The sequence below is a fragment of the Methylophilus sp. 'Pure River' genome (assembly GCF_046765995.1).
In the GTDB taxonomy this organism is placed as follows: domain Bacteria; phylum Pseudomonadota; class Gammaproteobacteria; order Burkholderiales; family Methylophilaceae; genus Methylophilus.
Genome location: NZ_JBKOUE010000005.1, coordinates 157,235 through 183,646, shown reverse-complemented (window position 1 = coordinate 183,646; position 26,412 = coordinate 157,235). Strand labels below are relative to the sequence as shown.

Sequence of the window (26,412 nt, the reverse complement as noted above, 5' to 3'; positions counted from 1 at the left end):
CATCTGGTTTTAAGTCACATCTAGCGGGCTACTCACGGCCCGTCCGCCCTTGTTAAGCACATGCGTGTAAATCATGGTAGTTGAGACATCTGCATGTCCAAGTAGCGCTTGCACTGTACGAATATCATAGCCACCCTCTAGCAAATGCGTCGCAAAACTATGGCGCAAGGTGTTGGGCGACACCTCCTTCTTAATGCCAGCCTGCGTAGCCGCTTTTTTCACCGCACGCTGTATCGGCTTTTCATCGGCGTGATGGCGATGCACTGCACCGGACTGTTGCTCGACCGACAACCTGCTTGATGGAAACACATACTGCCACGCCCAATCCTTGCCTGCATCCGGATATTTTTTTGCCAGGCCTGCAGGCATCCACACTTCGCCAAAGCCCTTGGCTAAATCGGCTGTATGCAATGCTGCCACTGACTGTAAATGCGCTTTTAAAGAATTCACCAGGCTAGCAGGCAGTAGCGTGATGCGGTTTTTGTGGCCTTGTGCATCGCGTACAAAAAGTTCCAGCTTTGCAAAGTCAATGTCCGCCACCCGTAAACGCAAGCACTCCATCACCCGCAAGCCACTGCCGTAGAGCAAACTTACCAATAACCACATATTGCCATCCAGCCGCGAAAGTATCGCCTGCACCTCTTGCGTGCTCAGTACCACCGGCAATTGCTTTTTTGCCACCACTTTGGTGACATTTTCAAGCGTTGGTAATGTTTGCCCTAGTACCTCGTCATACAAAAACAGCAACGCACTTTTCGCCTGGCTTTGCGTGCTGGCTGCCACCTGCTTATCAATCGCCAAATGGCTTAAAAATGCGGCCACTTCAATCGCACCCATGTCACGTGGGTGCCGCTTGTCATGGAACAGGATATAGCGTTTAATCCACGCTATATAAGACGCCTCAGTGCGCTGGCTGTAATGCAGGCGGTGCAGTCGCTCGGTGATAGAGGGAAATAACTTTGGCGACGATTGAGAAGGTGAATTATCCATAAGCTCTCCTTATTTAAGGTGCTCTAAAAAAGACTTACTCTATGGATTAATAATAAAAAATATTTTCTATTGAATTATAGAGGTAAGGTTAAATAAAATCGAAATTTTTTGTTGGATACTTATTTCTAACCATTTTGGAATACACGGCGCATGAGCACATTCGAAAAAGATTTTTTAAGTAATTATTTAAGATTCGGCTTGGGCTCCATGCCCAAAGCGGATATAGATGCGCTGGTGATGCACTTGCTTGATACCTATGGTTTGGATGGCTCCCCCTTGGTAATTTATAGCAACCAAACGGTGAGTGAACGGCTTAAAACACCTGTGGCTAAAGTGAAAAAACTCCGATACGACGCGGCCTTGAAGTTTGGCGGGCGTATTGAAGACCAGGCCCAGGGCCGGTTGCTTGCGGCACTCAGTAAAGCTAGCCTGGAGCCGGAAGGGGAGAAAATATGCCTGATTATTGAAGACTCGCTGGCCAAGAACTGGCTACAAGGACAACTTAAAATACATCAGCATATTTTTGATTATTCATTTAACACTGAAATTGTGAAGGTCAGTGCGGCCGGCCTGTTTGAAGTGCTTTCAGCTGTGTTCGATCCAGCAGAGATCGAAGTCTTTAAAAAAGGCTACGATGAGGCCAAAAAGAAAAAAACTGATAAAGAAAGACTGGAAACATTCAAAGGGGTGGCTAAAAAGTTTGCCGAAGGTGCTGCCAAAACGGCAGGGGAAGGCGTCGTGAAGGTATTAAGAGCACATATCGGCTTATAAGAGGATCCTTTCAGGAAGTAGAGGGCACTGATGATGAGTGAAGATCGAGTAATGCGTACGTCCAGGCGGCTGCCCTATTCACCAGCGGCGGTTTACCGTGCTTTTGCGATGCCAGAACTGCTTGCGAAATGGTGGGGCCCGGAAGGGTTTACGAATACCTTTGAAGTGTTCGAGTTTAAGCCGGGTGGTCAGTGGCGATTTGTGATGCATGGCCCGGATGGTCAGCGTTATCCGAATGAGAGCGTGTTTGCTGCGCTGGAGCCGAATAGCCAGATCGTGATTGAGCATGTTTGTGCGCCATTATTTACGCTGACCGTGAAGCTGACTGCCGTCGCCAATGGCACGGAGGTGAGTTGGGCGCAAGCGTTTGCGGATGTTGAGACTGCCGAAGCTGTTAGGCATATTGTCGTGCCAGCCAATGAACAAAATCTGGATAGATTGACGCGCGTGCTCAGCAAGCTAGCATAAGCGCACTTCGCCTATGCCGTTTGAGGTGATATGCTTCGCATGGCGTGGGGACGACCTCACTGCTTTCTTCAATTGGGGACGGCCCTATATCATTGTGAGGTGTTTATGAACTGGGTCATTCTTGTGATTGCAGGGTTGTTTGAAATTGGCTGGGCGGTTGGGCTGAAATACACCGAAGGGTTTACGCGTGTATGGCCGACGGTGGGCACGGTGCTTTCTATGGTGATTAGCCTTGGTTTACTCGGGGTGGCGATGAAGTCGCTGCCTATGGGTACGGCTTATGCAATTTGGGTAGGCGTGGGCGCGGTTGGTACAGTGATCCTTGGCATTGTGCTGCTAGGTGAGTCGGCACATCCTTTACGGTTGATCAGCCTGGCGTTTATTGTGATTGGTATTATCGGCCTGAAGTTTGCAACGCCTGCTTAAGCTGTATTGAATGGGATGCCGTGATGCGGCAGCCCTGTAATTAAAAATAGCCAGCGCACATGCGCTGGTGTCGTTTGGGAGAGCCACTTGCAGTTTGTTGCTTGCAATCATGAGGCGCATGCGCAGCAAATCCTCGATATTTTTAATGATGCGATTCTACATTCGACGGCGCTGTATGATTACAAACCTCGTGTGTTCAATGCCATGCTGCCGTGGTTTCAGGCTAAAGCCTTGCATGGATTCCCGGTGATTGGTGCGGTGAATCATGAGGGCGTGTTGTTGGGATTTGCCAGTTACGGGTCGTTTCGTGCCTGGCCTGCCTATAAATATACGGTGGAGCATTCAGTCTATGTACATCCGGCACATCGCGGCAAAGGCATTGGGCTGGCCCTGATGCAGCAGTTGATGGCTGCGGCAAGGGATCAACAGGTGCACGTGATGGTCGGTGGCATAGATGTGGAAAATGCGGGCAGTATTGCATTACATGAGCGATTGGGCTTCACACATGCCGGTACGATCAGGCAAGCCGGGTTCAAATTTGGCCGCTGGCTGGACTTGGGTTTTTACCAATATATCCTCGACACACCGGAGCATCCTGTTGATGGTTAACCGTTTAAGTGTTTATTCACTCGTTTTGCTGTGTTTCTGCGGCGCAGCGAGCGCAGGCAATGCCTTGCCCAAAGACGTGGCGCTGTTTGTGGAACAGCGCGAGGCCTGTGACCATTGGCGCGGAGAGTATGGCTACGATGGAGACAGGCAGGCTGATATTGATCAGGCTGTCTGCCAGTCTTGTGTAGGAACGGATGACAAGCTTGCCAAACTCAAGCGCAAATACCAGGGCAGAAAAGAGATTCTGAATAAGTTGGATGCGTTTGAGGATGATATAGAGCCAGAAGATACATCGAAAACGGCTGCATTTTGCCAAAAAGTGAGTCGTCAGCATGCGCCCAAGCAGTAGGGGCTGGCAATGAAGCCGCACATCAGTGTCATTACACTGGGCGTAGATGACCTAGAACGGTCATTACGCTTTTATCGTGATGGGCTGGGTTTTGAAACCGAGGGCATTATCGGCCAGGAGTTTGAGTATGGCGCTGTGGTATTTATCCAGCTCGCTGCTGGTTTGAAGCTGGCGCTATGGCCGCGTAAGAGCATGAGCCATGATACCGGTTTGGCGTTGGCACCCGCCAGTGCAAGCGAGTTTACGCTGGGGCATAATGTGTTGTCGGCGCAAGAGGTCGATCATGTGATGGCGCAAGCGGTCTCGGCAGGCGCCAACATACTTAAACCCGCACACGAGACATTCTGGGCTGGATATGCGGGTTACTTCCAGGATCCGGATGGCCATGTGTGGGAGGTGGTCTGGAACCCGGCCTGGGGTGCTGAGGTGGCATAATTTGTTCAAAGTAGAATTCGTTTACACTAGCGAGCTAATCATCAAAAAGATTCGGGAAACCACATGATGTCTAATCTCACCGTCACAGAAATCAAAGCCTTTGTTCCTTCCAAAAATTTTGAGCTTTCCAAGCAGTTTTATAAAGATATGGGCTTTACCATGGCGTCAGAAGGCGGTGGTGTGGCTTATTTTCATTATGCGCATGTGAGCTTTTTGTTGCAGGATTTTTGTGCCGATAACCTGGCCGAGAATTTTATGATGCATTTGCTGGTGCAGGATGTGGATGCCTGGTGGAACAAAATACAAGAAAGCGGCATTATTCAGACCTATGGCGTCAAAGTATGGCCAATTCAGCTACAAAGCTGGGGCATGCGTGACTTTTGCATTGCTGATCCATCAGGGGTGTTGTGGCGCATTGGGCAGAATGTGGATTGATCATTAACCATATGATGGTTAAGGGGATTTTTAAAGGTCGGCAATTGCCGGCCTTTTTAATTTTTAGCATGCGTGATGCATCTCTTGTTGTATTTAAATAGGGTGTTTAATATTTTTTAACATATCGCATTGCTAGCGGCGATAGTTTGCTATATTGAGCGTTCAACGTGCTGTTAATGGGCACTTGATGTGCTTTGACGCGTTGAGCAAACCATCGGCTATTTAAAAAAGGAGAGGGCGCAATGAAAAAATATGTCGCAGAGTTTTTCGGTACATTCTGGTTGGTGATAGGGGGCTGTGGCAGTGCGGTGCTGGCCGCCGCTTTTCCGGATGTCGGTATTGGCTTGCTGGGGGTATCCCTCGCGTTTGGTTTAACTGTGCTGACCATGGCCTTTGCCATCGGCCACATTTCTGGTTGCCACCTGAACCCGGCCGTGTCTATCGGGCTGTGGGCTGGTGGCCGTTTTCATGCCAAAGAATTGCTGCCGTATATTGTTTCGCAGGTATTGGGCGCGATTGTGGCCGGTGGCGTATTGTATGTGATTGCTAGCGGTAAAGCGGGCTTCGATGTGAGCGCGGGTTTTGCCTCAAATGGCTATGATACGCATTCACCAGGAGGCTACAGCCTGCAGGCAGCGTTTGTCAGCGAAGTGGTGATGACCATGATGTTCCTGATTGTGATTATGGGTGCCACCGATAAGCGTGCACCACAAGGCTTTGCGCCGATTGCGATTGGCTTGTGTTTAACCTTGATCCACCTGATTTCTATCCCGGTCACCAATACCTCGGTAAACCCTGCGCGCAGCACGGGTGTCGCGGTGTTTGTCGATGGCTGGGCAATTTCGCAACTCTGGCTGTTCTGGCTGGCACCTATTGTGGGGGCAGTGTTAGGTGCGGTGATTTACCGCTTTATCGGTAACGACGACAAATAATTGCCTTAAATAAAAAAAGACTGGCTGCGGCCGGTCTTTTTTTATTTCTATGCAAACGTCATCTCTTTAAAGGTCATGAGCGCACTTGATATACTGGTCTCTTACAAAATTCGGGAGTTGCATTTATGGTGAGCCAATGGTTGTTCTGGGCACTGCTGTCTGCCTGTTTTGCCGCATTGACGGCCATTTTTGCCAAGATCGGCATTCAGGGCATAGATTCTGATTTTGCCACCTTGATTCGCACAGTGCTCATTACGCTGGTGCTGGCTCCATTCGTCTGGCTGGCAGGCAAGTGGAGCAATCCCTTCGCACTGCCCAGCCGTTCACTTATTTTTCTCGGCTTATCCGCCCTGGCGACCGGTGGTTCGTGGATTTGCTACTTTCGTGCTTTGCAGCTCGGTGAGGCCTCCAAAGTGGCGCCGGTCGATAAGCTGAGCCTGGTGCTGGTTGCGGTGTTTGCCTGCCTGTTTTTAGGCGAGCGCTTAAATGCGCGTGAGTGGCTGGGCTTAACGCTGGTAGCGGTGGGTGTGCTGGTGCTGGCGATCAAGCGTTAAGGATATCTGGCATAGCTCAAACTGGCTATTGCAAAGCTGGGTGATTCATTTATAAACAGGGTTGGCTATTTCAAACCTTGTGGCCCCGACAGGGGCTTTTTTTCGACATCACTGAGCTTACTTGCAGTAAGAAAGTGATATGTGTTCGCAGACCAGAAAGAGTAAGAATGACGAATCAGCGTCGATTATTAGGCTATCTGCTAGTTGTGCCAATGCTGGTAGTTGCTTGTTGCAGTACTGTTCCTAGCACGATTACCCAAGTGCCTGTTGTGAAGCCTCAATCAGCTTCGCGTGCTGCTTTGCACGTGATAGGGGTTTACCAGGGGCAATTGCCGGAAGCGGCTGATAAGCGACCATGGTGGGCACAATGCCAGGTGATAAGTGAGTCAGCAGGTAAAGTGAATACGTGTCGGATATTATTGAGCCCTGGCAGAGATCAGCGCACAGTTACCGTGAATATCAGTGATGAGACAACGCCGGTTATTTTAGGCCTGATGTCTTATGAAGCCGTCACCTGGCAGATTAAAACCACGCCTGGCGTGGTGATAGAGAAAGTCATTCTTGCCGGCTATCATCAACAGCGCATCCAGGGGGTCGGCGATGCGCAGGTTGACGTGTATAGTTATGACAATAGCCCTTGTGATCGTTGCGTGCAAAAAGGGCGCTACTTTTATGCTTATGAGCGCGTGCCGTTCGAAATGGAAGTTGCTGCTGGCGTGAGGGCCACTTCATTTCAAGGTAATTACACCGGCGGTAGTTACCAGATATTTAAAGGCATGCAGTAAGCCTTGCGGGCAGGGATTGAATCGTTCGGTTGCATTAAAGGTAGTTTATTGTTGGATGTTTGGAGTCTGAGTTGTTACGTGGTTTGATTTATGGATTGAGCATTTTGCACCTAGGGCCAGGTTTTGCGTTTGCAGTGGTGGCTTTTGGCTGTGAGGGTACATTTTCTTTCTTGCAAGGAGTTTGCCAGCAGGATGCCTTTGCAGCGTTTATCAAGTTGACATTAGCCGCCTGGGGCGTGATGATTTCTGCTTTGTTATTAAAAATTTTAGTGACAAATTACATTAATAAAAATAAATAAATTATTGATTTTAATTGTTTTAAATTCAACTTTTTAAGGTTGTATAAACTTTTTTGGGATGGGGGACTCGAAAAGAAGCTAGCTAACGGAGAGTCTTGTTTTGCATTATTCTAATCAGCGATGTTCAATCGCGACCTCTGCCCTTAGGGCATTCAGTGTTGTTGTCTTGTGTCTTAGTTGTGTCATGCCAGTTACCGCGCTGGCCGGTGACGATGTTGTCCCCAGGTTATTGCTATCTGGCAGCGAAGCGGCTGAGGCTGACAAAGAAGCTAATAAAGCACCTGAGCCACCCAGAATCAGCTCGGTGTTTGGTACGCAAACCCTCAAGGAATATAAATTACCTTTTGAAGATCAGTATCCGTCCGGCCCTTTTGAGCGGCTGGATAAGAAACTATTTCTGTTTATCAGCAAGTGTGGCGAAGTGTTTTTCGTGCGCCAGAACGACAGCATGGAGTTGGTGAAGCCAGGCAAACCCTTGGCTAAGTTTATCCCCGGTGGCGAAACCTCGGCTGACGAAAGCAGCAGCAAGCAGTTGGTGTATTGCCGGGAGTTGTCTGGCGTGAAAGATTCTTTGCTGGTGGGCAAAACCCTGTATGTGGCTTATACCGCCTGGGATGAGGCAAGTAATGGCGTGCGGCTGGCTGTGAGTGAGTTTGAGGTTGATATCGAGAATAGTGAAGTCAGTTTTGACCGCGAGATTTATATCAGCCGTCCGGCCATTAAAGAGCCGATTTTAGGCCACCAGGTGGGTGGCAAATTGGCGCTAGGGGAGAATGAGCGTACGCTGTACCTCAGCCTGGGGGATTTTTCCAAGCCTGACCGCGTGCAGGACAAAACAACCTCTCTGGGCAAGGTTGTGCGCATTGATTTGCAACGCTTGAATGCAGAAGTCTATGCCTCCGGCTTCCGTTCACCGTCTGGGGGCTTGTATTTTGACCGTGAGAGTAATGAGCTATGGCTCACCGATCATGGTCCGCGTGGTGGCGATGAAATTAACCTGATTAAACGCGGTAAGAATTATGGCTGGCCGATTGTCAGTTATGGCACCATCTACGAGCGCGACGGCATGAGCGGCTATTACGGCAACAAATTCAATAGCCACGAAGGTTACGAAAAACCGGCGATGACCTTCGTGCCTTCGATTGGCATAGGCCCGTTGGTGAAATATCCCTCTACCGGCCGTAATGACTTCTGGGATAACGATCTGTTTGTCGCTGGCATGGGCAATACCACCTTGTACCGTGTGCGCAAAGAGGGAACATCGCTGGTGTATGCCGAGCCGGTCTTGAGTGGCTATCGCATACGTGCGATCCAGATCGACCAGAACGGTACGTTTTACCTCAAAACCGACCATAATCAACTGCTGATTTCAGAACAGGAGTAATCCGGCTTGCGCCGCTGATGGTAAAACTGTCCCTTGCCCGAGCATGCAATCTGTCATACATTGTGAGACAGGTAAGTTCACACGTCTTTTGCGACAAAGGAGAGGGTGGCATGGCAAAATTTATCCCAGGGCAGGAAATCAGAACCAACACGGTCAGCATTGAAGTCACGGTAGATGCGACGAATCCTTTGCCACCGGGGCGGCATCGCTTCCGCCTGGTGGTTGAAGACGACGCCGGCAACCAGTCCGAGCCGAGCGAGGTGGAGGTGCTCGTGGTCGATAAAACCCGGCCAACCGCCGTGTTGGATGCGCCTGCTTCCGTTTCTTTTGGCGCGTCGTTTACCCTGTCTGGTACGCGCTCGTTTGATTTGCCGCCAGGCAAGATCAGCAGCTACCGATGGCTACAAATTTCTTGAAAGTATGATGAAACCCACGCAAAAACTATCGCTGGTGGCCTTGGCTGGCGCCATATTGGCGGTGTGCTTCGAGATTATTGCCGCCAGCAGTTTGCGTTTTTTAAGTCAACGCGCGGGCTTACTCATCACATTGTGGACGGTGATGCCTTATGTCATTCTTTTTGCTGGCAGGTATTTCTTTCACCGCTGTGATATCCAGAAACAATGGTTAAGGTTTGCCGTGTTTGAAGTGCTGGTCGTCGCCTGGATATATGGCCAGACTGTGCTGATGTATCCTGACCCGCAGGAAGGGCTTATTTTTCTGTTTTTGCCCTTATTGCAGGCAGTGTTTAATCTTGCAATAGGTGTCTTACTTTACTGGCTGCAATACAGGCGTGCCGCAAAAGCCATACCCGATGCAGCAGAGTGTACATAACACTGCATTGCAGGTTAAATACCCCATTCAGGCGAATAAATGTTCGCCTATCTTCTGGAAATGAATTCTTTTGCTGAAAACACTATTTCTATTTGCATTGACCGCTGTGGCCGAGATCGTTGGCTGTTATCTACCTTATCTATGGTTGAGAGCAGGTAAAAGTGCCTGGCTATTAGTGCCTGCGGCACTCAGCCTGGCATTGTTCGCCTGGTTACTAACCTTGCATCCAACGGCGGCTGGCCGTGTCTATGCGGCTTATGGCGGTGTCTATATCGGCGTTGCGATTATCTGGTTGTGGCTGGTGGATGGCATTAAACCTTCCGGCTGGGATATGCTGGGGGTGACCGTCGCCATGTTGGGCATGGCCATTATCATGTTTGCGCCGAGGCCAGTATGAGTTTGGCGATGGTTTTTCTGCGCAGTGTATGTGTTGCCTCGGCACTTGCGGGATGTGCTGCCAAGGCGCCGATAGTTAGCTCCGAGGCAGTGGTGTTTGATTGCCAGAATGGCGAAGTATTGCGTGTACGCTTTGTGGCCGAACCTGCCAGCGCGGTGCTGATGCGTGCACAAAGTGAAATCAGCTTGCCGCAGCAGCCTAGTGGCTCTGGATTTATCTACAGCAACGGGCCGAATACCATCCGTGGTAAGGGTAGTGCATTGACGGTGGAAATCGGCCGCATGCTGCCCATCCAGTGCCAGGCGAGATGATGTAAAGGCCTGCCTGGCAGGCCTTTGTGTGGCATTAAAAGTCTATCGTTGCTGAAAGTAGCGCGGTGCGTGGGGCGCCCATGGTGATAAAACTGCGTGATACCGAGTTCCAGTAGTTTTTATCAGCCAGGTTCATCACATTGGCACGTAGGGTGACTTTGTTGCCAGAGATATGTGTGACATAACGTGCCCCGGCATCAAAGGTCGTCCAGCCTGGAATGCTTTGTGTATTGGCATTATTCGCTTGTGCCTCGCTAAAGCTGGAAATTCGGCCTGTCAGCGTTAAACCGGGGAGCGCATAAATATCATATTCGCCATTGATGACCACATTAACTTTTGGTACGCCAATCGCATCTTTTCCATTGTTGATGCCGTCTTGTGTTTTTGTTTGCTCTGCATCAATAAAAGTGACGCCGCCAAGTAAGCGTAGTCCACTCAAGGGTTGACCAAATGTCGACAGTTCCAGGCCGCGGTTGCGCTGTTCGCCGTCATCGACCAGACGGCCGGCCGTAGTGGTAAATGTATTGGGTTGCGTAATCTGAAAAACGGCGGCAGTGACCCCAAAGGTACCGGCATTATATTTCACGCCGACCTCATGTTGCTTGGCGACAAATGGCGGTAACTGTTCGTTGGGGTTGGATGCCGTGCTGGGTGCAATGGCGCCTTGAGATAAACCCTCGCTGTAATTACCGTATAAAGAGTAATTGCCTAGTTTAACCAGCAGCGCGCTCGTTGGTGTGACTTTGCTTTCATCATAAGCGTCTTTTTTCACACCGTTGTTAAAAATCCCGCTGTAAAGTGTTTGCTGACGCGCACCCAAGGTGAGCAACACATTGTCTTGCACAAAACCAAAGGTGTTGATGAGGCCAATGCTGTTTAATTGCAAGTCGCCGTTTTGTGGAATCACGCCAAAGTTAACGTTAGGTTTGGGCAGGTTAGGACTTTGATAGATATTGCCGGTGTATGGCGCCGTGGCATGTGCGACGGCACCGCCAGCGGTACGATTAAAGTCGTTGTAGACAAGCGCATAATTGTTGCTGACACTGCCCAGTTGCTTAAAGCCACGCAAGCCGACCTCGTAGGTGTCAACCTCATACCAGCCTCGATAACCACCGACACGTGCGGTGAAGTCGCCCGCACTGTTGATGATGCGGCGTCCTTGTGAGCCCGCATAAAAATATTCTTCATTGCCTTTGGCTTGCCCGTAGTTAATATAAGCGGTGAAGGCGGGTGTGAATTCGTATTCGAATTTTGTCATCCAATAATGTGAGTCGCCTTTAAAAAACTCCCAGTCGTTGACAAAGTTTTTATCATTTTGCGGTGCACGTGGGAGTGCAAAACCAGAACCGTAAGTGATGTTGGCTGAATAGCCTCTGGTTAAGCGATCCTGGCTTGCCAGGTCAAAGCTGGCGGTGAGTTTTTCACCGCGATAATCTACGGCCAGAGAGCCGATATGCATGCGGTCTGACTGGCGGCTGATCGGGGTATCGCCATCACGTGCCAGCAGATTCAGGCGTACGCCCCAGGCATTGTCTTCGCCAAACCGTCTTCCCAAATCTAAATGTCCGCCAAACTGGCTGTCTGAAATATAGCTGGCGGTAAAGCGATTAAGCGGCGTGTCGCCCGCACGCTTGGAGACCAGGTTGATATTGCCACCCGTCACGCCAAACGGGCTGCTGCCATTGAGCATGGAGGCCGGGCCTTTTAATACATCAACACGTTCATAAAAATCAGGCGCAATACGGCGCAGGTCGGTCATGCCGTATAAGCCATTAATGCCCACCTGGTTGGTGAATAAGGGAAAGCCGCGAATATGGTAGGTTTCACTGTCACCATACTCTGCCATCGCGCTGCGGGTAGAGGGGTCTGCAGCAATAATATCAGCCAGGCGTCTTGCTTGTTGGTCAAGCACGAATTCTTCAGTGTAGCTTTGTGTGCTAAACGGCGTTTCAAAAATATCGACATTGCCAAGAATGCCCATGCGGCTGGCTTTTGCAACCTGGCCGCCTGCAAATGGCTGGGAGATGGGGTTGGCGATGCGTGAACGGCTTGCGTTGACACTGACTTCGGGCAAGGTGTCGGTGTGTGCAGCGACTGGCCTTGGCACGATAATGATGGCGCCATTCGTGGCTTTGGCTTCTAAAGCGGTATCTTTCAGTAATAATTGCAACGCTTGCTCACGCGTTAACAGTTGTTTGATGGCAGGCACTGTTTTGCCTTTGACCTGGTTTGCATCAAAAGTCAGACTGATTGCTGATTGCTTTGCCAGGGCATTGAGTGCATCTTCCAGTTTGCCAGCCGGTAATTTGAAGTCAAAGACCTGCTGCGCTTCGGCATAGGCTGTGTTGGAATAGACGATCGTGAAGCCACCGCTCACGCTGGCAATAAAGGCCGCATAGAATGCAGTTGAAATATGCTTGCGCAGCGATTGTTTGTGTTGATGTGATTGCCCGGGCATTGCGTTAAACCTCTGTGAAAGTGAGAGAAATAACCCTATGCCGAACAACTGGGCAAAAACCCGCAGATGTGTTTGAATTATTTTTTCTTGATCAGTAATTGCTCGTGCTGCCGGGTAATGCGAATAGGCAAAGTGTGGCTGAGCGTTTGTAAGGCATGCTCGGCTGGATCATCACGATTGAGCTGGAATACGCCAGAAACGGTCAGGTTGCCGGTATCGTCTTCATAGCTGAGAGGCAGCGGCTGGTAGCGCGCGAGTTCGGACATCAAGCTCTCCAGACGCATTTGTTTGGCGATAACCACACCCTCTACCCAGGCTATCGGGTCAGAATGCTGTGTCCCTGTTTTGACCAGGGCAGCCGCAACCCCTTGCATGCGGTAGGTGTCGCTAGCATATGCGCGAACTTCTGGCTGCTGGGCAACACGAATCGCCACAACGCCCTCGGCCACATGTAATTGAGTGGTGTTTGCATGCTGGTAAACCGAAAAGCGGGTGCCTATGGCTTCAAATTTCGCCTGTGCCGTATCGATCCAGAAACGACGACGTCCAAACCATGCGTCTGTATCGTGTCCGGTGATAAGGTAGATTTCACCATGATTGAGCACAATTTCACGTTTCAACAGCGAATAACGCACATCGACACTGGAGTTGGTGTTAAGTGTAAGTTGTGTACCATCTGGCAGTGTAAATTCCGCGCGCTGACCCATGTGCGTGGAGTAGTGTAGCGGCGCTTGCCATGGCGAAACTTGCTGGATCAGTAAGGCGCTGCCAAGCAGCGTGACCGCACAGATCGCTAGTGCCTTGAGTTTCGGCCTGCGTTGCTTGTCTGTGCGGTTTTTTGCATCGGCAAGCGCAATGGTATTGGCTACCAACTGTCTGGAGTGCGCTGGAATAGCCATAAAATCCTGTTCCATGGCATGCAGTGTTTGCCAGGCGCGCTCATGCATGGGGTCAATATCCCGCCATGCCTGAAAGCGTTGCTGATCAGTAGCGCTGGCGGTGCCTGAGTTTAACTTCACTGACCAGGCGATCAACTCATCCATGATGTCAGGAGGAATAGCGTTAGGTTCAGTCATTGGGCGAACGTTGAGTGTGGACATGGACATGATTTAATTGCTGGTGTTTTAAGCGCGTGGCACGGTCAATATATGGCGCAGTGCCTCCGCCATGTAAGTTTCCACCGTACGCAAGGAGACTCCAAGTCGCACTGCAATTTCAGGATAAGTCAGTCCCTCTAGTCTCGATAGTAGGAAAGCGTTGCGTACATTCGGTTTTAATCCACGGAATAATTGGTCTATCTGTAGCAAGATCTCAAGGATAGCAAGATGCTCTTCGGGAGAGGGCGCCAGCGACGCTGGTAAATGTCTGATTGCATCCAGGTAGGCTTGCTCTAAGGCGCTTTTACGAAATTGATCCACCATCAGTCCATGTGCCATGGTTGTTAAAAAGGCACGTGGCTCCTGGATATGTGTCAGTGTGGCGGGCTTGGCAACGAGCTTCAGGAAAGTATCATGGGCCAGGTCATTCGCATGATGGATGCAACCCAGGCGTCGTTTTAACCAGTTGACCAGCCAGGCGTGGTGCGTATGATAAAACGTACGTAGTTCTTGTTGGGGAGGTGCATCCGCTGCGGACATGAGAGGTCATTTTATGTAATGATAATTATTCTCATATGATATGCATGGTGAATGCGGCTGTCAACCAAGTGTAGGTTGCAGCTAGCCTGTATGATGGCAACTTGTGATGATACGCATGCTCGTTTTTTTGTGGACACTGCCAACGACCTTGATCGGCTTGGCAGCCGCTTTGCTCTGGATAGCATTGGGGGCTAAGGCACGCATACGCCATGGGGTGGTCGAGGTGCATGGTGGCTGGCTGGCAAAGCGCATGTTACATGCAGGGGGATTTGCCGCCCTGGCCCTGGGGCATGTGATTATCGGCTGTTCGCCTGGTGTCCTGGATCAACTGCGTACGCACGAGCATGTGCATGTGAAGCAGGCTGAACGCTGGGGAATCCTGTTTATCCCCGCTTATTTGCTGGCAGGGTTGTGGCAGTTATTGTGTGGACGACATGCGTATTATGACAATCCGTTTGAGCGAGAGGCGTTTGCCGCTGAGGCGCAGCCAGTGAAGGCGTGTGAAGCTCACCAACAGAGGCAATAAAAAACGCCAGCGATGCTGGCGTTTTTGTTGGAATGCTAGGCTTAGTACAGGCTTTCCCAGAACTTCCACCAGACCTTTTCATCTTCATTGATCTTGCCGGTAATCATTGGATTTTCAGGGTAGTTGGTTTTCAGGATGCGCAATGTATCGGCTTTCAGGTCAGCCATATCCATGGCGTCGTAGGCGCTGATCATCGTGACTAATGCATCCTCAACAGAACTGGAGTTCGGGTAAGTTTCCAACACGTATCTGGTACGGTTAAGGGCTGCGACATAGGCTTTACGTTGCATGTAGTAACGCGCAACGTGCATTTCGTGCATGGCCAGCGTATTGACCAGGTACACCATGCGTTGGGTCGAGTCTTTGGCATAACGGCTGGTAGGAAAACGCTCAACTAACTCTTTGAATGCGTTAAATGACACGCGCAAGGTCTTCGGGTCGCGGTCGTTGATTTCCTGTTTGGTGTATTTCTCCATAATGCCACGCTCGTTAAATGTCGCCAGGCCTTTGAGGTAGTAGGCGTAATCGAGGTTGGGGTGGTTAGGATGCAGCTTGATAAAACGGTCAACGGCAGATAAACACAACACCGGTTCGGTTTTTTTATAGTAGGCATAAGCCACTTCCAACTGCGCCTGCGTGGCATAAGCACCATGCGGATAACGCGCTTCAAGCTTCTGGAAATACTCAATCGCCTTGTCGTAGTTTTTGTCGGCCATCTTTTCCTGACCAGCAGCGTAAAGGCGTTGTTCTGCCCAGCCTTTGGTCTCATCCGGTGGATTCGGGTTGCCGAAAATGGCACAAGCACTCAAAGCCAGCGCGGTGATTAAAATAAAAGCACGCGTGAACAGGGTGTTAAGCGGTAAAATGCGAAGCATGTTGTTTAATGTTGTTTTATCAAAGGAAACTCAGGGCATTATAACTGATGCCGTTTGAAAATATGAAAGAAAGCGCCTCCTTACATCTGGTCGTTCCTGGCAATCTTGGCGGGCAGCGTCTCGATCTGGCTTTGCAGCAAATGTTGCCGGATCATTCCCGTAGCCGATTACAGGCTTGGATCAAAGAAGGGCTGGTCTTGCTGGATGGCAAGGCGCCAACGGCTAAAACCAAAGTCTGGGGCGGTGAAAAACTGGACATCACGCCACCTAAAAACGCGCAGGAAAACGCATTTGAGCCTGAAGACATTGACTTGGATGTTGTCTATGAAGACGATGCCCTGATTATTATTAACAAGCCTGCCGGGCTGGTAGTGCATCCGGCTGCCGGTAACTGGAGCGGCACGCTGCTCAACGCCTTGCTGTTTCACTGGCCGTCACTCAAAGAAGTGCCGCGGGCAGGTATTGTGCACCGGCTGGATAAAGATACCAGCGGCTTGCTGGTGGTAGCCAAAACGCTGGAGGCTCAAACCAGTCTGGTGCGCCAGTTGCAGGCGCGTACGGTTAAACGTGAGTACCGTGCAATTGTCTGGGGCCAGTTGTGGCGTAACGGCAAGGTCGATCAACCCGTCGGCCGTCACCCGCATCATCGTACCAAAATGGCGGTGATTCGTCGTGGCCGTCCGGCCATCACGCATTACGAAATTCTCGAGCGCTTTGGTACTAACACTTATTTGCGCTGTAACCTCGAAACTGGCCGTACACACCAGATCCGCGTGCATTTGCAGCATTTAAAAGCACCTATGGTGGGTGACCCAATGTATGGCATCGGCAATATTATCCCGCACAAGATGATGACACCGGAACTGCGAGAAGTAATCGGCAACTTTAAACGCCAGGCGCTGCACGCTATTAAATTGGGCTTGATCCACCCGGTGACCAATGAGCCTATGGAGTGGCAGATTGACTTGGCCGACGATATGCGTGAGCTGCTTGAAGCCATGCGCGTGGTCAAGCCTGTGGAAGAACTGCCGCCCCCAGACTTCAATGTCGATGAAAACGGCCTGTTTATCGGTGACGATGACGAAGATTGGGGCGACGACGACTTTGATGAGTCCGAGGACGATCTGGACGAAGACTGGGGCGATGAGGACGAGTGATGACTGGCTTAGCATTCATTACGCCTGACTGGCCTGCACCAACCAATGTGAAAGCCCTGCAAACCACGCGTGATGGTGGCGTGAGTACGGGCGTATATGCCAGCTTGAATTTAGGTGATCATGTCAAAGACCATCCAGAGCACGTCGCTGCTAATCGGCAATTGCTGAGTACTTATCTACCCAGTGAGCCGGTATGGTTGAACCAGGTGCATGGTGTGCGTGTGATTGATGCCGCTTTGTCCTCTTGCCTGGAAAGTGCGGATGCCAGCTTCACCAGCCGTAAACAAGTGGTGTGTGTCACCATGACTGCAGATTGCCTGCCCGTGCTGCTGTGTGACCAGGCCGGAACGACTGTCGCGGCCATTCATGCCGGTTGGCGTAGCTTGTGCGATGGCGTGATTGAAGCGACTGTCAACGCCATGCCTGTGCAGGCTAATCAACTGATGGCTTGGCTGGGGCCTGCTATTGGCCCGGAGGTATTTGAAGTGGGCAGTGAGGTGAGGGCGCAATTTATGGCGCAGGATGCCCAGGCCGAGTCTGCGTTTGCAGCAAAAGGCGATAAGTGGCTGGGCGATTTATACACCATTGCCAGGCAGCGTTTGCAAACATTAGGCGTCACGCAGATATATGGCGGCGGGCGTTGCACATTCAGTGAGCATGAGAACTTTTTCAGCTTCAGGCGCGATGGCGATACCGGCCGTATGGGGTGTTTTATCTGGCTGGCATAAATAAGGCGCGGCTGAGTTGAGCTCACAACAATATTAATAAAAACGATTGTTTATGAAACAGCATTTAATTTTTGATTTGGACGGCACATTGATTGATTCTGCGCCAAGCATCCTACATTGTTTTGGCCTGGCGTTTAGCACCACCAATACGCCTTTGGCAGCACCGTTGACGCATGATGTGATCGGACCGCCGCTGATGGAAACGCTGAAGCGGCTTTCAGGTAGCGAGGATACTACCTTATTAAACACACTGGCCGCGGCATTCAAACAGCATTACGACACGACGGGTTGCCTGGAGTCTGTGGTGTTTGAAGGTGTGCCTGCCATGTTGCAGCAACTGCAAGCACAGGGCTACCAGTTATATATTGCGACCAATAAGCGCTTTTACCCGACTGAAAGAATCATGGCGCATTTGGGCTGGCAGGCATTTTTCATGGGCGTGTATGCGTTGGATTATTTTAATCCACCACTTAAATCCAAAGCCGAGATGATAGGGCGGGTGGTGGCTGAGAACGGCCTGGCGCTAGCAGAGTGTTTGTATATTGGTGATCGCCTGGAAGATGGGGTGTCGGCCGATGCCAACCAGATGGATTTTTCGCTGGTGAGTTGGGGTTATGCGGGGGATGTCGCCATGCGCAAACCACATTGGCATAGCTGTGCCAAGGTGCAGGACCTTGCTGGTTTAATCTCAACTTTATAGACGCTTCTACTATGCTCAAACGATTACGTGTTCGACGCCATCCGGCAAGCTTTAATACGGGTGTCGACCCTTTGTTGAGCGGTCAGCGCGTCTGGCCGAATATCTTGCTGGTAGTAGGCTTGACGGCATTAATCGCTGGTGGCATGTATCTGGATTGGGATGCCCGCGTATTAGCGGGTGTGGCCGTGCTGGTTGGTTTGGTGACAGGGCTATTTGTCTGGCTGGTAGGCATTATTGGCCTGGTGCCACTCATTGGCCCCATTATCGTTAAAGTGCTCAGTTTCGGTTTTATCTGGTTGCTTAATGCCATGGGCTACCTGGTGTCCTATATCGCCATTCGCCGCGGTTATTCCCGTGACGTGCTGACGTATCGTGGGCTGACCATGGCTTTGTTGATCGGCATTGTCATTGGCTATATTGTGGCGCAGTTTATTTAAAGCTTAATAGCCTGATAGTCCCTGGCGACTGATAAAGCATAACTGTTTGTTTATGCTTTGTTTTTTTGATAACTCACGTATAATGCGCGGCTTCCCGCAATAAACACGGCATGGCTCATTTGTCTTCATTATTTTCAACGATTTCACCGCTCACCGGCATGGTGCTGGCTTGTTTGCTAGGCGGTGTCTTAAGCGTCTGTGTCGCAGCTATATTTGCGCTCAATGCCAAGAAGCATTGGGTGCCTTTGTTGGTAAGTTATGCCATTGGTGCCTTGTTGGCTGCGGTGTTTCTCGAAATCTTGCCGCATGCAATTGAAACCAGCCCTAATATAGAAGCTATGACCGCCACCATGCTGTTCGGCGTGTTGCTATTTTTTACCCTGGAAAAACTGGTGCTATGGCGCCATTGCCACGGTGAGCACTGTGAAATGCATGCCATGCATGATGAGGCGCATTGTCCCGAGTTGCATCCAGAGCAGCAGGCCAGCAAAAAGCCGCAAGGCGCGATCAAATTCAAATTGCCTCAGGCTGCGCCAGCGCAGGTGGTTGGGCATCATCATGGTCATGCGCACGATGGTGGCCGTAGTGGCTTGATGATTATGGTCGGCGATACTTTCCATAATTTTGTCGATGGCATCCTGATTTGTGCAGCCTTTATGGTGGATATGCAAGTCGGGTTGGTGACGGCATTGGCGATTATTGCGCATGAGATTCCACAAGAGGTAGGCGACTTCCTGATTTTGCTGCACTCTGGCTACAGCAAGAAAAAAGCATTCCTGTTTAATATCGCTTCTAGCCTGGCGACGCTAGCGGGTGGGCTGATTGCCTATCTGGCTTTGAACCTGGTTGAGCAGTGGGTACCGTATATTTTAAGCCTGGCAGCGGCGAGCATGCTCTACGTGGCTGTGGCTGATTTGATTCCGGGTTTGCATAAACGCACCGCGTTGCGCGACACCCTGAGTCAGATATTATTAATTGTGTTGGGTGTGGCGTCGGTCGCTGTCACCAAATGGTTGGTAGAAGGTTAAGAGAGAATCATTATGCAAAGTTCGCCTAAAGTCGGGTTTGTTTCCTTGGGTTGCCCAAAAGCCGGGTCTGATTCCGAGCGCATTTTGACCCAGCTGCGTGCTGAGGGCTATGAAATCAGTAATAGCTATGAGCAGTCTGACCTGGTCGTGGTCAACACTTGTGGCTTTATTGATTCTGCTGTGCAGGAATCACTGGATGCGATTGGTGAAGCGCTTAATAAAAATGGCAAAGTGATTGTGACGGGTTGCCTGGGGGCGAAAAAAGACGTGGTTACCGGTGCGCACCCTAGCGTATTGGCCGTGACCGGTCCACATGCGCTGGAAGAGGTGATGGGCCATGTGCATACGCATTTGCCTAAGCCACATGACCCGTATACCGATCTGGTGCCGCCACAAGGGATTCGCCTGACGCCCAAGCACTATGCTTACCTCAAGATCTCTGAAGGCTGTAACCACCGTTGCAGCTTCTGCATTATCCCTAGCATGCGTGGTGACCTGGTCAGCCGCCCGATTGGCGATGTGCTCAATGAAGCTGAAAGCCTGGTCAATGCTGGTGTGTCCGAAATCTTGGTGATTTCACAAGATACGTCAGCGTATGGCGTGGATATGAAGTTCCGTAAAGGCTTCTGGAACGGCCGTCCGGTCAGAACCCATATGACTGAACTCAGTAAATCACTGGGTGAACTGGGTGTGTGGGTACGTTTGCATTATGTGTATCCATACCCGCATGTGGATGATGTGATTCCCCTGATGGCGGAAGGTGCCATTTTGCCTTATCTGGATGTGCCTTTGCAGCATGCCAGCCCACGCATTTTGAAATCCATGAAACGCCCGGCCAGCAGCGAAAACAACCTGGCGCGTATCAAGGCCTGGCGCGATATCTGTCCTGACATTGCGATCCGCAGTACCTTTATTGTCGGCTTCCCAGGAGAAACTGAAGATGACTTTAAAATGCTGCTCGACTTTATGGAAGAAGCACAACTCGACCGCGTAGGTTGTTTTGCCTACTCTGCCGTCGATGGTGCTGTCGCCAATGCTTTGCCAGACCAAGTGGCTGAAGAAATCAAGCAGGAGCGTTTAAGCCGCTTTATGGAAGTGCAGGAGCGTATCAGTGCAGCCAAGGTGGCCGCCAAGATTGGTAGCCTGCAAACCGTGCTGGTGGATGAGCTGACTGAAGACGACGAAGGCAATGTCATTGCGATCGCCCGGACGAAAAGCGATGCGCCAGAAATTGATGGTATTGTTTACTTGCAGGATGCCGATGGATTGAATCCGGGCGACTTTGTCGATGTGCAGATTGTGGACTCGCAAGGTCACGACTTGATTGGTGCGCCGCCAGAGGCTTAGCCAAGTCAGGATGTTGTCCGCTGGACTCAGTCGTAAAAAATGCCGCTATTGCGGCATTTTTTATTGTTGATGTCGCTCAGGCAACCACTGCTGGTCGTTCGCAATCGGCGCGCTCGGCAAATACATCTAGCGTAAATGGGCAGCGCTTGAGCTTTTGTTGCGCTGATTTGCGTTTGCCCGCCTGTTGCAGGTTGACATAAGGGGTTTGGCTTAAGCGCACATAGCCTGATTGCAGCAATTTGCTGGCGGTGGTCTCAAACTGGCTCAGCGGGTTATCCATATTTTGCAAGGTGATCCCTAGCTTGTGCACGGCAACCACGTGGTAAATCGCAGTGGTTTGGCCAGGTGCGGCAGGTTTGCCATAAAGCTCGCCGACATGAATATCGCTGCTGGAAGAGAGGAGTTGCGTCATGGCTGCATCATATCGCGTTTGCGCGTGGGCTTCAATCTGGCTGCCGCCATTTTGCAGCAAAGTCGCAGTCAGGCAGGAGAGCGGCTGCCATGTTAAAATGGCAAGCTTGAGCGTTTAGAGATTCATTATGTCACAAGCTGTTAAAACCCGTTTTGCACCCAGTCCTACCGGATACCTTCATATTGGCGGCGCACGTACTGCCTTGTTTTCATGGGCGTATGCCAAGCGCCATGGCGGACAGTTTATCCTGCGGATTGAAGATACCGATGTCGCGCGTTCAACGCCAGAAGCGGTGCAGGCGATTCTGGATGGCATGGCCTGGTTGCAACTGGACCATGACGAAGGCCCGTTTTACCAGATGCAGCGCATGGATACTTACAAAAAAATCATCCAGAAAATGCTGGATGACGGTCATGCCTACTATTGCTATTGCAGCAAAGAAGAACTGGATGCCTTGCGTGAAACGCAAATGCAGCAGGGCGTAAAGCCACGCTATGATGGCCGCTGGCGCCCGGAAGCAGGCAAGACTTTGCCTGAAGCACCCAAAGATATACCACCAGTCGTGCGTTTTAAAAACCCGACCACCGGCGTGGTGGCCTGGGATGATATGGTGAAAGGCCGCATTGAAATTGCCAATGCCGAGCTGGATGACCTGATTATTGCACGTGCTGACGGTACGCCCACTTATAACTTCTGTGTGGTCGTCGATGACTGGGAAATGGGCGTGACGCAGGTGATCCGCGGGGATGACCATGTTAACAACACGCCGCGCCAGATCAACATGTTGCAGGCTTTGGGCGCGCAAGTGCCGCAATATGCGCATTTGTCCATGATTCTGGGCGATGATGGCCAGAAATTATCTAAGCGCCATGGCGCCGTCAGTGTGATGCAGTATCACGAAGACGGTTACTTGCGTGAAGCGGTGCTCAATTATCTGGCGCGTCTGGGCTGGTCACATGGCGATGATGAAGTATTCAGTATGGAGCAGTTCTGTGCGTGGTTCGACCTCGACCATATCACGCCATCGGCGGCGCAGTTTAATACCGAAAAACTCAACTGGCTCAATGCACATTACATTAAAACGTTGCCACTGGAGCGCATTGCTGACGAAGTAAAACCGCGCCTGGCCGCCTTGGGCGTGACGGAAACGCAATCGCCAGACTTGCTGGCTGTGCTGAATTTATACCGTGAGCGCGCCAATAACCTGAATCAACTGGCGAAAGAAATTGCGTTCTTCTACCAGGTGCCTGCCATCAATGAAGCAGATGCCGCCAAGCATATCCAGGAAGAAACGACTGCGACTATCGAAAGTTTCTTGGAGAAGACTCAAGATTCCGACTGGACTGCCGATAAATTACACGATGCGCTAAATCAGGTCGTGGCTGAGCAGCAGATCAAGTTCCCTAAGCTGGCCATGCCATTGCGGGTCGCTTTAATCGGTATCGCACAATCACCCAGTATTGATCAGGTGATGTCTATTCTGGGTAAAGAGGCCTGTTTGCAGCGTATTCGCGCATTATTTCCAAAAAAATAAGGTGCGGGGATTGAAATTGGAACAAATTAGTACAATCATAGTCATTATGATGGATTGGTGTTCAAGATAATAAAAACTCCAATACGATTAAAACAAACAAGGAGCAATTCTATGAATAATAAAGGCCAAATGTTACAAGACCCTTTTCTGAACGCCTTAAGAAAAGAACACGTGCAAGTGTCTATTTATCTGGTTAATGGTATCAAGCTGCAAGGTCAAGTCGACTCTTTCGACCAGTATGTGATTTTGTTAAAAAATACAGTGACCCAGATGGTATACAAACACGCGATTTCAACCATTGTTCCAGCGCGTCCAGTGAGTTTGGCGCCACACGAAACAGCACAAGAATCTTAATGCATGTTTGATAGACCAAGCGGCGGAGATGCCGTCGTTCTGGTCAGCGTCAACTTTGGTGATGCTGACTACGAAGAAAGTTTGCAAGAACTCCGCCACCTCGCCGGCACTGCCGGATTGAATATCTCAGCGACGCTGGAAGGCAAGCGTCAGGCTCCCGATCCTAAATACTTCATCGGCTCTGGTAAAGCGGATGAGCTCAAGACCTTATTGGCAGCACATGATAGCAAGGTGGCTGCCTTTAATCATGACTTGAGCCCCTCACAGCAACGCAACCTGGAAAAACTGCTCGAAGCACGCGTGGTCGACCGCACCGGCCTGATTCTGGATATTTTTGCCCAGCGCGCGCAGTCGCACGAAGGTAAGTTGCAGGTCGAACTGGCGCAGCTGGAGCACTTGTCGACACGGCTGGTGCGCGGCTGGACCCACCTTGAACGTCAAAAAGGCGGTATCGGTGTGCGTGGTGGTCCAGGTGAAACGCAGTTGGAACTGGACAGGCGTATGCTGCGTGTACGCGTCAAGCAGTTGCGTGAAAAACTGGATAAGCTTAAACAGCAGCGAGGTATGCAGCGGCGTGCGCGCAAGCGTTCTAACCTGATGACAGTGTCGCTGGTTGGCTACACCAACGCCGGTAAATCCACCTTGTTTAACCGTTTGACGCATTCTGGTGTCTATGCGGCGGACCAACTTTTTGCCACGTTGGATACTACCTCGCGCAAAATGCACCTGCCTGATGGCTATCCTGTGGTGTTGTCTGACACAGTTGGATTTATCAAGCATTTGCCTACCACCTTGATTGAAGCCTTTGGTGCTACGCTGGAAGAAGCGGCGCAGGCGGATTTGTTGCTGCATATTGTCGATGTGGCCAGCCCGAATCGCGACAATCAGATTGAGCAGGTTAATATTGTGCTGAACGAGATTGGCGCTGCTAATGTCCCACAGATTCTGGTATTGAACCAGATTGACCGCATGGGCATGGCGCCCGGAGTCGATCTGGACGAATATGGTAACATCCGTACGGTGCGTGTCTCGGCACGAGAGGGTACTGGTATTGAGGATTTGCGCCAGGCGCTGTTACAACATCAGCAATATTTGAAAAAACTGAGCACGGAAGAAAGTGCTTATGTTTAAAAAATCAAAAAACACGGAGTACTAGCATGAGAAAATTCCCCGGCTTTTGGAATAAGAATAACGAAGGCCCGCCTGACCTGGATGAGGTATTCAAGGATTTGAATCAAAAGCTGAATCGTTTGTTTGGCAATAAGGGCGGTCAAGGTGGCCCGCGCGGTACGGCGCCTGCACCACAACCATTGCCAGTGGCCCCAATTCTTGGTTTAGTCGCCTTGATCTGGCTAGGTTCAGGTTTCTATATTGTCGACCAGGGTTCACGTGGCGTGGTATTGCGCTTTGGCCAGCATGTGGAAACCACCATGCCTGGTCCGCGCTGGCATTTGCCGTTCCCGATTGAAACCATAGAAAACGTCAACCTGGAGCAGGTGCGTACCATAGAAATGGGTTATCGCTCATTTGATAGCGAATCTGGCCGCAGCAAAGAGCTACGGGAGTCACTGATGCTGACAGATGATGAAAACATCATCGACTTGCAGGTAGCGGTGCAATATAACCTGAAGTCGGTGGAGGATTACCAGTTTAGCAACCGCTCTACTGAAGAGAGTGTGCGTGGCGTGGCAGAAACCGCGATTCGTGAAATCGTTGGTAAGAGCAAAATGGACTTTGTGCTGTATGAAGGCCGCGATGACGTGGCTGCCAAAGCGAAAAAACTCATGCAGGAAATGCTGGACAGGTATAAATCCGGTATCAATATTGTCAACGTGACCATGCAGAATGCGCAGCCGCCAGAACAGGTACAAGCGGCGTTTGACGATGCGGTCAAAGCCAAACAGGATCTGGAACGCCAGAAAAATGAAGGCCAGGCTTACGCGAATGACGTGATTCCTAAGGCGCGCGGTACCGCCGCCCGCTTGTCTGAAGAGGCTGCAGGTTACAAGTTGCGTGTAGAAAATGAAGCCAAGGGTAACGCTGACCGTTTCGAGCAGATTCTGGCGCAATATAACAAGGCGCCAGAAGTAACCCGTCAACGCCTGTATCTGGATGCGCAAGAGCATGTGCTGTCCAATACCAGCAAAGTGCTGGTGGACCAAAAAGGCGGTAACAGCCTGCTGTATTTACCACTGGATAAACTCATGAGCATGAGCGGTGCAGGTGGTAATGCGGCATCTGCCCCTGCGGCAGCGGCTGACAAGCCTGTACAGGAGACGCAAGCCGACTCAAGCACCTCGGATCGCTCGCGTGATGCGATGCGTAACCGTGATCGCGAATACCGCTAGATTGCCCTGAAGGAAAATACATTATGAGAAATATTGGAAGTCTGTTAATCGGGGTATTTGTTCTATTGGTGATCATTACCTCTTCGGCCTATACCGTAGATCAGCGTGAATACGCACTGGTGTTCCGTCTGGGTGAAATCGTGTCGGTCAAAAGCGAGCCTGGGCTCTACTTTAAGATGCCTATGGTAGAAAATATCCGCTATTACGACAAGCGTATCCTGACCCTGAACTGGGAAGAGCCAGACCGTTTTATTACCAGTGAAAAGAAAAACGTACTGGTGGATTCATTTGTGAAATGGCGTATTGTTGACCCGTCCAAGTACTATGTGTCAGTCCGTGGCGACGAGGTGCAGGCTGAGCGTCGTTTGTCGCAAATGGTGAATGATGGTTTGCGCGCCGAATTTGGTAAACGCACGATTCATGATGTGGTGTCAGGCGAGCGTTCCGAGATCATGGAAATCCTGCGTCAGCGTGCTGATAAGGAAAGCCGTCAGATGGGTATCCAGATTCTGGATGTGCGTCTGCGCCGTGTCGACTTGCCAAAAGAAGTGAGTGAGTCTGTTTATCAGCGTATGGAAGCAGAGCGTAAATCTGTGGCGAACGAGCTGCGCTCACAAGGTGCGGCGGCGGCGGAAAAAATCCGCGCCGATGCGGATAAGCAACGCGAAGTGATTATTGCCGAAGCTTACCGTGATGCGCAAAAGGTAAAAGGTGAGGGCGATGCCAAAGCGGCCGAGGTTTCTGCACAGGCATTTGGTAAAAACCCGGAATTTTATGCGTTTTATCGTAGCCAGGAAGCTTATAAAAACAGCTTCAAAAGTAAATCTGACGTGATGGTGCTTGACCAAAGCTCGGAGTTCTTCAAATACATGCGTAGCAGTGGCAAGAAGTAATT

34 protein-coding genes are annotated in these 26,412 nt (G+C 50.7%); 28 read left to right on the top strand and 6 right to left on the bottom strand.

Features of this window, described 5'->3' with window-relative positions; all coding sequences use genetic code 11:
- Nucleotides 1–9 precede the first annotated feature (9 nt).
- Nucleotides 10–990, bottom strand: a complete 981-nt coding sequence (locus tag ACIDE9_RS07690) for an integron integrase (protein WP_411993949.1) — start codon at nt 988–990, stop codon at nt 10–12.
- Nucleotides 991–1,140: 150 nt separating this feature from the next.
- Between ACIDE9_RS07690 and ACIDE9_RS07685 the strand changes: the two genes are divergently transcribed.
- The 16 genes from ACIDE9_RS07685 to ACIDE9_RS07610 all read left to right on the top strand — a co-directional run bounded on the left by ACIDE9_RS07685 (nt 1,141) and on the right by ACIDE9_RS07610 (nt 9,976).
- Complete coding sequence (locus ACIDE9_RS07685; RefSeq protein ID WP_194753453.1) at nt 1,141–1,761, top strand: hypothetical protein; 621 nt, start codon at nt 1,141–1,143, stop codon at nt 1,759–1,761.
- Between the two features lie 30 nt (nt 1,762–1,791).
- Complete coding sequence (locus ACIDE9_RS07680; RefSeq protein WP_411993946.1) at nt 1,792–2,229, top strand: SRPBCC family protein; 438 nt, start codon at nt 1,792–1,794, stop codon at nt 2,227–2,229.
- A 105-nt stretch (nt 2,230–2,334) separates the two neighbouring features.
- The gene (sugE, locus tag ACIDE9_RS07675; RefSeq protein ID WP_411993944.1) at nt 2,335–2,655 is read left to right on the top strand and encodes a quaternary ammonium compound efflux SMR transporter SugE; all 321 of its coding nucleotides are present in this window, start codon (nt 2,335–2,337) and stop codon (nt 2,653–2,655) included.
- 87 nt (nt 2,656–2,742) lie between these two features.
- Entirely contained in the window at nt 2,743–3,264 is a 522-nt protein-coding gene (locus ACIDE9_RS07670) for an N-acetyltransferase family protein (RefSeq protein ID WP_411993942.1), read from the top strand.
- Nucleotides 3,257–3,613 (top strand): hypothetical protein, encoded by a 357-nt coding sequence (locus ACIDE9_RS07665; RefSeq protein WP_411994049.1) that lies wholly within the window; start codon nt 3,257–3,259, stop codon nt 3,611–3,613. The genes ACIDE9_RS07670 and ACIDE9_RS07665 overlap by 8 nt, the downstream gene beginning before the upstream one ends.
- Nucleotides 3,614–3,622: 9 nt before the next feature.
- Entirely contained in the window at nt 3,623–4,048 is a 426-nt protein-coding gene (locus ACIDE9_RS07660; protein ID WP_411993940.1) for a VOC family protein, read from the top strand.
- 63 nt (nt 4,049–4,111) lie between these two features.
- Nucleotides 4,112–4,483 (top strand): VOC family protein, encoded by a 372-nt coding sequence (locus ACIDE9_RS07655; RefSeq protein WP_411993938.1) that lies wholly within the window; start codon nt 4,112–4,114, stop codon nt 4,481–4,483.
- A 242-nt stretch (nt 4,484–4,725) separates the two neighbouring features.
- The gene (gene aqpZ / locus ACIDE9_RS07650; protein WP_411993937.1) at nt 4,726–5,415 is read left to right on the top strand and encodes an aquaporin Z; all 690 of its coding nucleotides are present in this window, start codon (nt 4,726–4,728) and stop codon (nt 5,413–5,415) included.
- A gap of 125 nt (nt 5,416–5,540) precedes the next feature.
- Nucleotides 5,541–5,969, top strand: a complete 429-nt coding sequence (locus tag ACIDE9_RS07645; RefSeq protein ID WP_411993936.1) for an EamA family transporter — start codon at nt 5,541–5,543, stop codon at nt 5,967–5,969.
- 167 nt (nt 5,970–6,136) lie between these two features.
- Nucleotides 6,137–6,754, top strand: a complete 618-nt coding sequence (locus tag ACIDE9_RS07640; protein ID WP_411993934.1) for a hypothetical protein — start codon at nt 6,137–6,139, stop codon at nt 6,752–6,754.
- A 71-nt stretch (nt 6,755–6,825) separates the two neighbouring features.
- Nucleotides 6,826–7,053, top strand: coding sequence for a hypothetical protein (locus ACIDE9_RS07635; RefSeq protein ID WP_411993933.1), 228 nt, complete (start codon nt 6,826–6,828; stop codon nt 7,051–7,053).
- Nucleotides 7,054–7,237: 184 nt separating this feature from the next.
- Entirely contained in the window at nt 7,238–8,437 is a 1,200-nt protein-coding gene (locus ACIDE9_RS07630) for a PQQ-dependent sugar dehydrogenase (RefSeq protein ID WP_411993931.1), read from the top strand.
- Between the two features lie 110 nt (nt 8,438–8,547).
- On the top strand, nt 8,548–8,853 hold the full coding sequence (locus ACIDE9_RS07625; protein ID WP_411993929.1) for a hypothetical protein: 306 nt from the start codon (nt 8,548–8,550) through the stop codon (nt 8,851–8,853).
- 4 nt (nt 8,854–8,857) lie between these two features.
- Nucleotides 8,858–9,268, top strand: coding sequence for a hypothetical protein (locus ACIDE9_RS07620; RefSeq protein WP_411993928.1), 411 nt, complete (start codon nt 8,858–8,860; stop codon nt 9,266–9,268).
- Nucleotides 9,269–9,332: 64 nt separating this feature from the next.
- Nucleotides 9,333–9,665 (top strand): YnfA family protein, encoded by a 333-nt coding sequence (locus ACIDE9_RS07615; RefSeq protein WP_411994048.1) that lies wholly within the window; start codon nt 9,333–9,335, stop codon nt 9,663–9,665.
- Between the two features lie 8 nt (nt 9,666–9,673).
- Complete coding sequence (locus ACIDE9_RS07610) at nt 9,674–9,976, top strand: MliC family protein (RefSeq protein WP_411993926.1); 303 nt, start codon at nt 9,674–9,676, stop codon at nt 9,974–9,976.
- A gap of 34 nt (nt 9,977–10,010) precedes the next feature.
- Here the strand turns inward: ACIDE9_RS07610 and ACIDE9_RS07605 are convergent, their stop codons facing one another.
- The 3 genes from ACIDE9_RS07605 to ACIDE9_RS07595 form a co-directional block, all read right to left on the bottom strand.
- Entirely contained in the window at nt 10,011–12,434 is a 2,424-nt protein-coding gene (locus ACIDE9_RS07605) for a TonB-dependent siderophore receptor (RefSeq protein ID WP_411993924.1), read from the bottom strand.
- A 77-nt stretch (nt 12,435–12,511) separates the two neighbouring features.
- Nucleotides 12,512–13,540, bottom strand: coding sequence for a FecR family protein (locus tag ACIDE9_RS07600; RefSeq protein ID WP_411993922.1), 1,029 nt, complete (start codon nt 13,538–13,540; stop codon nt 12,512–12,514).
- Nucleotides 13,541–13,558: 18 nt separating this feature from the next.
- On the bottom strand, nt 13,559–14,071 hold the full coding sequence (locus tag ACIDE9_RS07595; RefSeq protein ID WP_411993921.1) for a sigma-70 family RNA polymerase sigma factor: 513 nt from the start codon (nt 14,069–14,071) through the stop codon (nt 13,559–13,561).
- Between the two features lie 115 nt (nt 14,072–14,186).
- Here ACIDE9_RS07595 and ACIDE9_RS07590 point away from each other — a divergent pair, with 115 nt between their 5' ends.
- Nucleotides 14,187–14,597 (top strand): hypothetical protein, encoded by a 411-nt coding sequence (locus ACIDE9_RS07590; protein WP_411993919.1) that lies wholly within the window; start codon nt 14,187–14,189, stop codon nt 14,595–14,597.
- 41 nt (nt 14,598–14,638) lie between these two features.
- Here the strand turns inward: ACIDE9_RS07590 and ACIDE9_RS07585 are convergent, their stop codons facing one another.
- Nucleotides 14,639–15,472, bottom strand: a complete 834-nt coding sequence (locus ACIDE9_RS07585; RefSeq protein WP_194741836.1) for an outer membrane protein assembly factor BamD — start codon at nt 15,470–15,472, stop codon at nt 14,639–14,641.
- Between the two features lie 47 nt (nt 15,473–15,519).
- Between ACIDE9_RS07585 and rluD the strand changes: the two genes are divergently transcribed.
- The 6 genes from rluD to rimO all read left to right on the top strand — a co-directional run bounded on the left by rluD (nt 15,520) and on the right by rimO (nt 20,869).
- Nucleotides 15,520–16,629 carry a 23S rRNA pseudouridine(1911/1915/1917) synthase RluD gene (gene rluD / locus ACIDE9_RS07580; RefSeq protein WP_411993917.1) on the top strand — a complete coding sequence of 370 codons (1,110 nt, stop codon included), beginning with the start codon at nt 15,520–15,522 and terminating at the stop codon, nt 16,627–16,629.
- Nucleotides 16,629–17,357 carry a peptidoglycan editing factor PgeF gene (pgeF, locus tag ACIDE9_RS07575; protein ID WP_411993915.1) on the top strand — a complete coding sequence of 243 codons (729 nt, stop codon included), beginning with the start codon at nt 16,629–16,631 and terminating at the stop codon, nt 17,355–17,357. The genes rluD and pgeF overlap by 1 nt, the downstream gene beginning before the upstream one ends.
- A gap of 52 nt (nt 17,358–17,409) precedes the next feature.
- On the top strand, nt 17,410–18,057 hold the full coding sequence (locus tag ACIDE9_RS07570) for an HAD family hydrolase (protein ID WP_411993914.1): 648 nt from the start codon (nt 17,410–17,412) through the stop codon (nt 18,055–18,057).
- Nucleotides 18,058–18,068: 11 nt separating this feature from the next.
- A complete protein-coding gene (locus ACIDE9_RS07565) occupies nt 18,069–18,494 on the top strand; it encodes a hypothetical protein (RefSeq protein WP_411993913.1) in 426 nt (141 codons plus the stop codon).
- A 110-nt stretch (nt 18,495–18,604) separates the two neighbouring features.
- Nucleotides 18,605–19,522, top strand: a complete 918-nt coding sequence (locus ACIDE9_RS07560) for a ZIP family metal transporter (RefSeq protein WP_411993911.1) — start codon at nt 18,605–18,607, stop codon at nt 19,520–19,522.
- 12 nt (nt 19,523–19,534) lie between these two features.
- Entirely contained in the window at nt 19,535–20,869 is a 1,335-nt protein-coding gene (rimO, locus tag ACIDE9_RS07555) for a 30S ribosomal protein S12 methylthiotransferase RimO (RefSeq protein WP_194753474.1), read from the top strand.
- A gap of 76 nt (nt 20,870–20,945) precedes the next feature.
- Here rimO and ACIDE9_RS07550 read toward each other — a convergent pair whose 3' ends face one another.
- A complete protein-coding gene (locus ACIDE9_RS07550) occupies nt 20,946–21,281 on the bottom strand; it encodes a hypothetical protein (protein WP_194753475.1) in 336 nt (111 codons plus the stop codon).
- 127 nt (nt 21,282–21,408) lie between these two features.
- On the opposite strand from ACIDE9_RS07550, the gene gltX reads away from it, so the two are divergent.
- The 5 genes from gltX to hflC all read left to right on the top strand — a co-directional run bounded on the left by gltX (nt 21,409) and on the right by hflC (nt 26,410).
- A complete protein-coding gene (gene gltX, locus ACIDE9_RS07545; protein ID WP_411993909.1) occupies nt 21,409–22,815 on the top strand; it encodes a glutamate--tRNA ligase in 1,407 nt (468 codons plus the stop codon).
- A 111-nt stretch (nt 22,816–22,926) separates the two neighbouring features.
- On the top strand, nt 22,927–23,169 hold the full coding sequence (gene hfq, locus ACIDE9_RS07540; protein ID WP_019882148.1) for an RNA chaperone Hfq: 243 nt from the start codon (nt 22,927–22,929) through the stop codon (nt 23,167–23,169).
- A 3-nt stretch (nt 23,170–23,172) separates the two neighbouring features.
- Nucleotides 23,173–24,300 (top strand): GTPase HflX, encoded by a 1,128-nt coding sequence (gene hflX / locus ACIDE9_RS07535; protein WP_194753477.1) that lies wholly within the window; start codon nt 23,173–23,175, stop codon nt 24,298–24,300.
- A gap of 26 nt (nt 24,301–24,326) precedes the next feature.
- Nucleotides 24,327–25,517, top strand: coding sequence for an FtsH protease activity modulator HflK (gene hflK, locus ACIDE9_RS07530; protein WP_411993907.1), 1,191 nt, complete (start codon nt 24,327–24,329; stop codon nt 25,515–25,517).
- 23 nt (nt 25,518–25,540) lie between these two features.
- A complete protein-coding gene (gene hflC / locus ACIDE9_RS07525; protein WP_194741846.1) occupies nt 25,541–26,410 on the top strand; it encodes a protease modulator HflC in 870 nt (289 codons plus the stop codon).
- Nucleotides 26,411–26,412: the final 2 nt, after the last annotated feature.